Annotated in this window: 9 protein-coding genes; 1 reads left to right on the forward strand and 8 read right to left on the reverse strand. The window is 48.9% G+C overall.

What is annotated here, in order from left to right; genetic code table 11:
- Positions 1 to 309: 309 nt before the first annotated feature.
- The 4 genes from VZ94_RS19490 to VZ94_RS25390 form a co-directional block, all read right to left on the reverse strand.
- On the reverse strand, positions 310 to 1,758 hold the full coding sequence (locus VZ94_RS19490; RefSeq protein ID WP_045780511.1) for a sensor histidine kinase: 1,449 nt from the start codon (positions 1,756 to 1,758) through the stop codon (positions 310 to 312).
- A gap of 24 nt (positions 1,759 to 1,782) precedes the next feature.
- Positions 1,783 to 2,463 (reverse strand): response regulator transcription factor, encoded by a 681-nt coding sequence (locus tag VZ94_RS19495; RefSeq protein WP_239650098.1) that lies wholly within the window; start codon positions 2,461 to 2,463, stop codon positions 1,783 to 1,785.
- Positions 2,464 to 2,652: 189 nt separating this feature from the next.
- Positions 2,653 to 3,183 (reverse strand): hypothetical protein, encoded by a 531-nt coding sequence (locus VZ94_RS25385; RefSeq protein ID WP_109867738.1) that lies wholly within the window; start codon positions 3,181 to 3,183, stop codon positions 2,653 to 2,655.
- A gap of 19 nt (positions 3,184 to 3,202) precedes the next feature.
- The gene (locus VZ94_RS25390; RefSeq protein WP_109867739.1) at positions 3,203 to 3,835 is read right to left on the reverse strand and encodes a hypothetical protein; all 633 of its coding nucleotides are present in this window, start codon (positions 3,833 to 3,835) and stop codon (positions 3,203 to 3,205) included.
- 220 nt (positions 3,836 to 4,055) lie between these two features.
- Between VZ94_RS25390 and VZ94_RS19505 the strand changes: the two genes are divergently transcribed.
- Positions 4,056 to 5,483, forward strand: a complete 1,428-nt coding sequence (locus VZ94_RS19505) for a TolB-like translocation protein (RefSeq protein ID WP_045780512.1) — start codon at positions 4,056 to 4,058, stop codon at positions 5,481 to 5,483.
- 102 nt (positions 5,484 to 5,585) lie between these two features.
- On the opposite strand, the gene VZ94_RS19510 is transcribed toward VZ94_RS19505, so the two are convergent.
- From VZ94_RS19510 to VZ94_RS19515, 4 genes are all read right to left on the reverse strand, one after another.
- Complete coding sequence (locus VZ94_RS19510) at positions 5,586 to 6,446, reverse strand: RNA polymerase sigma factor (protein ID WP_045780513.1); 861 nt, start codon at positions 6,444 to 6,446, stop codon at positions 5,586 to 5,588.
- 119 nt (positions 6,447 to 6,565) lie between these two features.
- Positions 6,566 to 6,826, reverse strand: coding sequence for a GFA family protein (locus VZ94_RS24785; protein WP_157844980.1), 261 nt, complete (start codon positions 6,824 to 6,826; stop codon positions 6,566 to 6,568).
- On the reverse strand, positions 6,792 to 6,986 hold the full coding sequence (locus VZ94_RS32905; RefSeq protein WP_082081849.1) for a GFA family protein: 195 nt from the start codon (positions 6,984 to 6,986) through the stop codon (positions 6,792 to 6,794). The genes VZ94_RS24785 and VZ94_RS32905 overlap by 35 nt, the downstream gene beginning before the upstream one ends.
- A 226-nt stretch (positions 6,987 to 7,212) precedes the next feature.
- Positions 7,213 to 7,599 (reverse strand): P-loop nucleotide/nucleoside kinase family protein, encoded by a 387-nt coding sequence (locus VZ94_RS19515; protein WP_204369215.1) that lies wholly within the window; start codon positions 7,597 to 7,599, stop codon positions 7,213 to 7,215.
- Positions 7,600 to 7,847 lie beyond the last annotated feature (248 nt).

Here is a 7,847-nt window from a genome sequence, read left to right on the forward strand (position 1 = left end):
CTACCTCCTGCATCCGTGCAGTCGTGGATCTCGGCAATCCATTAATGCCAAGGATGGCATGTATTAGAGCAACGCAGGAGCAGTTGCCGAGCCGAGATGACGTTGTTCCCATTTAAGCTGTCCCGTCTTAAGTGGGTAGGCCGAACTTTATTGTCGTCGAAAAGTTTCACAAATCCATCACAAAGGATTTAAATACGCGGGATGGATGTAATTAACAGTGCGGGAATGACCAATAATGAAGCCAACCCTTTTCGTTAGCGCGAAAAAACATATTCCACTTAATCCGGCATTCGCGCCGGTAAGCTAAAATTAAAACGCCGTGCCGTGCCCTAATCGGCTGTTCGCTGTAATCTTGCTGCCATGCAATTGCACTATGCGTTTACAAATCAACAACCCCAAACCGCCGCCACCGTGTTTTTTGCTAGCGTTTTGCCGTAATGGCGAATGGCGATCAAACAACCCGGCCAGTTGTGGCGGACTAATGCCTTCGCCGGTATCGGCTATGCGGAGTTTGACCAGGTGCAAGCCCGGTTCGACGGTTACTGTGATAGTACCGTGAGCGGGGGTGTGGCGTAGCGCGTTATCCAGTAAATTGGTCAATACTCGTTCAATCATCGCGATGTCAGCATATACCGATGTTAATTCATTAGGCCATACGGTGTTCATGTTCACGGCCTTGGTTTCGGCAGCAAGCTGGAATTTTTGCAATACGTCTTGCGCTAATTCTTGAATAAAAAAGGTCTCGCAATTTGGGCGAGTGGCTTCGCATTCCAGTTTGGCTAGCTCAAACAATTCATCCGCTAATAAGCTGACGCGGCGGCTTTGCCGAACAGCCACTGATAAATAACGTTGCCGTTCTACCAAAGGCAAATCATCGGCTTTACGCAATACCGTTTCTAAATAGCCTTGCAAAGAGGTAAGCGGGGTGCGTAAATCGTGAGACACATCGGCAATCATTTCGCGGCGCAACTCGTCTTGGTGTTTGATGAGTTGCATTTGGTTGCCGATGCGCTCGGCCATACGCTCGAAAGTGCGTGCCAAAATCCCGATTTCATCGCTGCTGGCGGTGATTTTGGGGCAAACGTGCAAACCACCAACAAAGTCGGCTTCCTCAAACGCTGCTACCGTGCACGTTAAGGCATCTAAACGCCTAGTAATCGCCGCAAACACGCCCAAGCCGACTAAGAGTGTCAACAGCAAAGCACCTAAGCTAATCCATATCGCGCTCTGGAAAATATGCCCGCCCCAAACGTGTTCGGCTTGTTGTTGGTAAGCATCACCGGTCAAGATGATGTACAAGAAACCCACCGGGATGCCGCCTTGCTGCAAGGCGGCGGCACTGAATACACTGGCTTGTTCAGGGTTGCGTGGGTTGTCGCCCAGCAGAGGCAAGGGCTGATTGGCCAGAAATGCGCGAATGGGCTCCAACCGTACTTGCGTCAGTTGCACTCGTCCGGGCGGCGCTTGATGCGCCTTAATCACTCCGTCTTTGTCTAGCAGGTACATTTCAATGCTGGGGTTAACCACCATCAACATGTGAAATAACTCGCCAATCGTCGCGGTATCTAAATGGTTGGCCTTCACCAAAGGCCAGTGGTCAGCGATATGTTTGGCAAGGTCTTGGCTTAAGCGTTGCACAATTTCTTGCTGGTGGCGTTTAGCCGCAAAAAAATCCAATCCACCGCACATACCGCCAAACAACAAGATGAGTACCGCAAATGTCAAGGCGATGCGGCTGTACAGGGATTTGAACTTCATCCCACGTCACCCTCGTCAGCGAATTTATAGCCCACGCCCCAAACCGTTTGAATGAATTGCGGCCTGGCGGCGTTGCGTTCGATTTTTGCCTCGCAAACGGTTGATGTGAGAGTTGACGGTGTGTTCATAACCATCGTGCTGGTAACCCCACACTTGGTCAAGCAAAGCCAAGCGGGTGAAGGCTTTGCCCGGATGGCGGGCAAAAAACAACAACAATTCAAATTCTTTGGCCGTCAGAGTCACGGCTTGCCCGGCCAGCTTGACTTCGTGTTTGATTGGGTCAATCAGCAAGTCTTGATACCTCAACACCCCGGTTTTGGCCTGTAAGCTGTGTTCAAGCGCATTAATACGTCGAAACAAAGCACGGATGCGAGCGGCTAATTCCGGCACTGAAAACGGCTTGCCCAGATAATCGTCCGCGCCCAATTCTAACCCCAGCACCCGCTGGCTTTCCTGAGCTTTGGCACTGATGATGATTATCGGCAGGTAATTAGGCATCAGCCGGACTTGGCGGCAGATTTCCAAGCCGTCTAAACCTGGCAACATTAAATCTAATACCAATAAATCATAAGTTTGTGATTTCAACTTGTGCAAGCCGCTTAAACCATCGGTCGCCAGTTCGACCATAAAGTTTTCGTCGCGCAGGTTAATGTCTAGCATATCGCCAATATCGATGTCGTCTTCAATAATCAGCAGTCGTTTCATAACAACACTCAAGTATAGTTTGCGGCATTATCACCAGCCAGCCCCAACTTGGCAATTCACTTTTCGGGGATGGTTTTGTGATAGTTTTGTGATATTTCTGAGCGCTATCAGTATAGGCAAGATAGAGTAGCCCGGATTGCATCATAGAGGGCTACTCGCTTACTTAAAGCAGTTGATTTAGGACACGACTTACAATAAACGCATCACCGGTGGGCAATTGACGATAAAGCCTGTGGAGCCGAATTTGGCACCGCCTGGGCCGGTCAGCCAACCTTGATGCACCAAGCCAAGGATTTCAAACTCTTCCTTCACCCGTGAACGGTAGCCATTATCAATAGCGGTTTGCGTCCATTCCGCCACATTAATATCCCACAATGGGCTATAGTCCGTCGCAATGGTCGGAATGCCGCCTAAGACATTAAGCGGTTGACCTTCACCAGCCAACGCGCTGTTAAAGCCTTGACGTTGCGGGTTAGTTTTGCCCATAGGACCGTTAGCCACGGCAAACAGACGCTCAACGGCACTGAAAGCGCTGTCATCACGACCCACGCCAATATCTTGTAAACCAGGCGAAAACGTGACTTGTTCCATGGTCGCAGGCAATTCATGGCTGGCATCTAGGCTTAAATATAATAAAGGCCGTGCAAACGTAAAGCCTAGCGTCAATCTAAGTTCCACCGTGCCTTCAGCCGGGCAAATACGGAAGGCTTTATCATGCACCAGACGTTTGTCGGGGGCTTTATTGCAATTGTTCTTCAGTGCCTTTAGCGACAATCGGCGCGTTATAGATATAACCGCCGACATTCTCGATTTTCATTAACGGACTGTAATTTTCTTCGCCTATGGCCCCAGGTTTAAATTCTTTAGGTGGGAAGAAATTGGGCGCGTCACCGGCCACCAAGACATGCTTAGGATTGAAGTTAACCCCAGCTTTAGCGGTGGTGAATTTAACCGAGCCGTCGAACTGTTGTACAGCATGGCGCACACCTCGGCCGGTTTCGGCATAGGTCAACTTTCCTGAAAACAACAAACCCAAAGCTTCGGAATTAGCTTGATCATTACTATCGGTCAAAACATACCAATAAGTCTCGCCTTCTGGCGATTCTGCTTTGTAAAGCGGTAAGCTCACGGTCAGACGGTTCATATTAACTCTACCGGCGCTCAGCAACTGATGCGGACCAATAAAGCTGGGATTGACACTGGATGGAGCCGGGCCAAAATAGGTCAATGGCACAACGGCGCCTATCGCCGGTGATGAAGGAATGACATTGTCGCCTAAATCTTCGACGTCATCGGCGGCTATCGCGGCAGTCGCCAGCATAGCTAATAAAATGCCGTTACAAAGCTTGTTTTTTAAGGTAGTAAAATTCATATTACGGTCTCCGGTCAGAATATCAGGATGGATTGGCCTTACGTGAATAACCAAGGCCAAGAAATTTTCCCGTTTAACCATCACGGATATATCACGAAAACTTCAAATAATTGTGATGGAAGCCGATGACCGTAGGCACTTTGATAAGAAAGACTCAGTGGGGGCTACACATTTTAGTAGCCCGAAATCCTGATTTAGTAAACTCAGCTCAAGCCGACTCATGATAGATTGTTTATCAAATCGTGAAAAATTCGTGAAGTATTACAAAGGCGTACCTGCTTTACTACGCACCGGCAATGTTGCCAATAAACCACGAGATACTGACATGATAAAGACAGCAACTACAAAATCAGGTGTGATACTTTTTGCTATGGCGACCTTATCCGGCAGCCTTGCTTTCATCTCGAATGCGGCAGCAGCCGAAAGTGGCGCACTGACCTTGGTTTCCAGCGATGCCGCAGGAAAACTCCAGGTGGGCCTAACCTCGCCTTGCGCCATTTCAGCCGATGGCTCACAAGTGGTGTTCAACTCGACTGCGAGCGGTTTTGTGCGTGGCGATACCAATAACAGCAACGACGTGTTTTTAAAAAATGTGCGTACCGGCGCCATTAGCCGCATCAGCACGACCAGCAGCGGCGGACAAATCCCAACAGGTGCGGAATGCCAGGGCATGGCGGCAGATGGCACGACGGTGGTGCTTAAAGCTAAAACCTCCCCCAACAGTGCCGACACGAACTTTGTGCCAGGTTCAGAACCGGCCTTGTTCGTAAAAAACCTGCAATCGGGCAGCTTGCAGCGCATTTCTCCACCACTAGCGACGTTACCTACAACTAGCGACTATGTGTTCCGCTCTATTTCTGATGACGGCACAACGGTCGCTTTTGTTACTACACCGACCAGCACGTATCTTGGGCCTTACAGCTTCAGACCAGACGGCCCGTTCCGTACCCTGGTTGTCAACGTGACTACCGGGCAGTTAAGTGATTGGACAGATACTATTAAATTCACTATAGGCGGAGTCGTGCCTGTAGCCATAGGCACGCTGGTGTTGTCATCGGACGGCAGCTTATTGGCGTTTGATTCATCGGTTGACCATCCTGCCGCTGGCGATAACAATGGCGGTTCAGACGCATTTGTGTTGGATCTTCGCTCTGGCGTACTGAGCTTGGCCAGCACCGACCGTTTTGGCCAACAAAACGTATTCACCGAACGCACATTTGGCGTTGCTCCGAGCTTTAAAGTGGCGAGGTTCATAGGCGACAATTTGGCGCTTTATGTGCCGCGCGTTTCAAGCCTTGGCGCTGAAGGTTATTACTTCAAAAACCTAACCGACCATTCGCTGTCGTTCATTTTGCCGACGGAAGCGGGCATTCAGCCAAGAGATTTTGCGGCGCCCGTGTCGTTTTCGGCTGACGGCAGCAAAGTTGCCTTTACCCGAAGAGGGACACAAGACAGCGCCATCGTCCGCGACACTCAAAGCGGCCAAGAGCAATTGGCCGCAGTGACCAGCACCGGCGTGGTCGGCAATAACTCATCGAGATTCCCTTTCTTGTCAAACGATGGCAATCATGTGTTGTTTGAGTCCAACGCCACTAACCTAAGCCGCGCTAAGTCTTTCGAGTTATATGTCAAGACCCTCACGCATTAGTCTCTGTATCGTGCCGACTTGAATACGGCCTGCTCCGGTTTGTAAACTGATTGGAGCAGGCTTTTTTCACGCCATTAGAGCTTTGTGTCAAGATAACTGTGGTTAAGTATCAAATTCATACGAACCCAAGCCCTCATCCAGCAATTGCTTGAGCCATTGGCTAAGATCATTGGCTGGCTTGGGTTCTGGATGCGATTGGTACAACGCCGCCGCCCGCCTGGCGGTTTCCAATTGCCGGATGTGCGCCAACACCTGCGGGAATTGCCTGGCCTGTTGTGTTGATCCGGCAAAGCGCAACTGGGTGGCATCGACCCTGCCCAAGCTGATGGCGGCATCCACCCGTTTATGGCATCGGCACGCATTCTCAGGATTAACCAAACCGCAATAGCTTTGCATAAAGGCGGTAATATCTGCTCGCGCCCGTGACAGGCGTTTGCGAAATGCGGCCGGGGTAACTGCCAGCACCGCCGCCGCTTGGCTATGGTCTAGCTCCATAATCTCACCCAAAATGTAGGCTAGACGATGACTTCTATCCAAACATTGCAACATCGCCAAAGTACAGCCAATTTTCACTTCTTCCAGTAACCGACTATCGTGCAAGTGGTCATCCCCGTTTGTCAGACCTTGCGCTAAATCGGCAGCAAAACCGGCAAAATCCAAGTTCTGTTGCTCCAAACGTTGCGGGCGTAAATTCAGCAAGGCATTATTGGCGACCCGGTACACCCAAGTGCGGAAACTGCTGTCACCACGGAAGCTGCTTAAACCCGTAATGACGCGGATGAGGATTTCTTGGCTGGCATCTTCGGCATCGTGCGGGCAACATAAAAAACGCAATGCGAGCTTGTGGACATCCGGCTGTATGGCGCGGACAACGGCTTCCAATGCGTTGCGTTCACCTTGTTGGGCGCGGCGTACGGTAGCTTCCAAGGTGTCACGTTGTTGGAGTTCAGTTGGCTGAGGCAAAGATTATCCTTAGTCAAAAATGGGATTAATTGGGGGTTGTTATCGCCTAAATAACTGGCAAATTAAAGTGGCGTGACGACAAGAACACCGCTTTAATTTGTCCATTTTTGATTTTCTTGTTAGGCGCCTTTAGAAAAATCCTGATTATTTGACGTGGGCATATTACTTGGAAAAGATACCCACTCATGTTTTGATGCACACCAAGCCGCTGCTATAGGTTGAGGGAACTTAGGATCGGAAAAACAACCAACTGCTATGCCTATAGATTGAGGGACAAAGCCAGCCTCCCAGAAAACAGTAGAACCACAATTGGGACAAAAATGACGCTCTATTTTACCGCCAGAATCACCTGTGCTTGTAAAAAGACTTAAATTCCCCATTTTTAGCCACCACCTGGTCATTTGCAAAATAGGCGCTTACCCCAAACACTGACCCGGTTCTTTTTTGACAGTTGGTGCAGGAGCAGGCAACAACCATTTTTGGCTCGCCGTTTACTTCAACTTGTAGTTCTCCGCAGGAACAGCTAGCTTTTCTCGACATAATTTTTATCCTTATTTTATTAAGTATTCCGAAGCTTCAGTTACCTAATGCCCACAATAACCTGACGTAAAAAGCAGAGCGCAGCGGCGCTTTTTGCGGTTCGAGTTTATGGCATTGTTATGCATTGTTACCAATTCTCATTGTGTTAAAGCCTTCTTCAGCTGCTGGCTCAACAAAATACTTCGTCACCTGAGCGAACATCTCCGCTGTATCAGTGGCTGCCCTCTCAGGTTGCTCTATACGTCTTTTTCTCGATCTGTTCGAGGCATATTTCATTAGAAATATCGATATATATCAACTGATGACAAGCCTCCACTTCTGAGAAAATTTCCCTGAACCATTCTCTTTGTGAAACAGTATTTGCGGGGAAATCCATAACAACATCTGTGGCAGTATTTAATATTGATTGCACTAGCCTTTTAATAGGAGGCTTGATCTGGCTAGAATATTTAACATAGTCCTCTAGTGAAGCAATCATATTGGGGTATATAGACGTCAGCCATTCATCTTCGGATAGCAATACAGCATTCCTTTCCAAAGCGATTTCCTGGGACTTAGTTGATTTTCCAGCCCCCATCTTCCCACAGAAAAATATCAGAGTACCTTTTGGCATTTCATATCTCGTTTAAATTCATAACGTAAAACAGGGGTGCGCCTGTCACGGAAGATTGGCGAAGCCGCCGAAGCCGGAAAAACAACAAACCCTCAAAACCGCCGCGAAAAGGCGCATCCCGCTCTAGTGCCCCTTGTGGGTATGAGCGTAATGCTAAGCATCTTTTTTTAATAACTCTACACCATAGGAATTATCAATGGCACACAACCAATTACCATCAGATGTTTTCTTATAGACATAAATCGCAT

The organism is Methylocucumis oryzae (assembly GCF_000963695.1).
Lineage (GTDB): Bacteria > Pseudomonadota > Gammaproteobacteria > Methylococcales > Methylomonadaceae > Methylovulum > Methylovulum oryzae.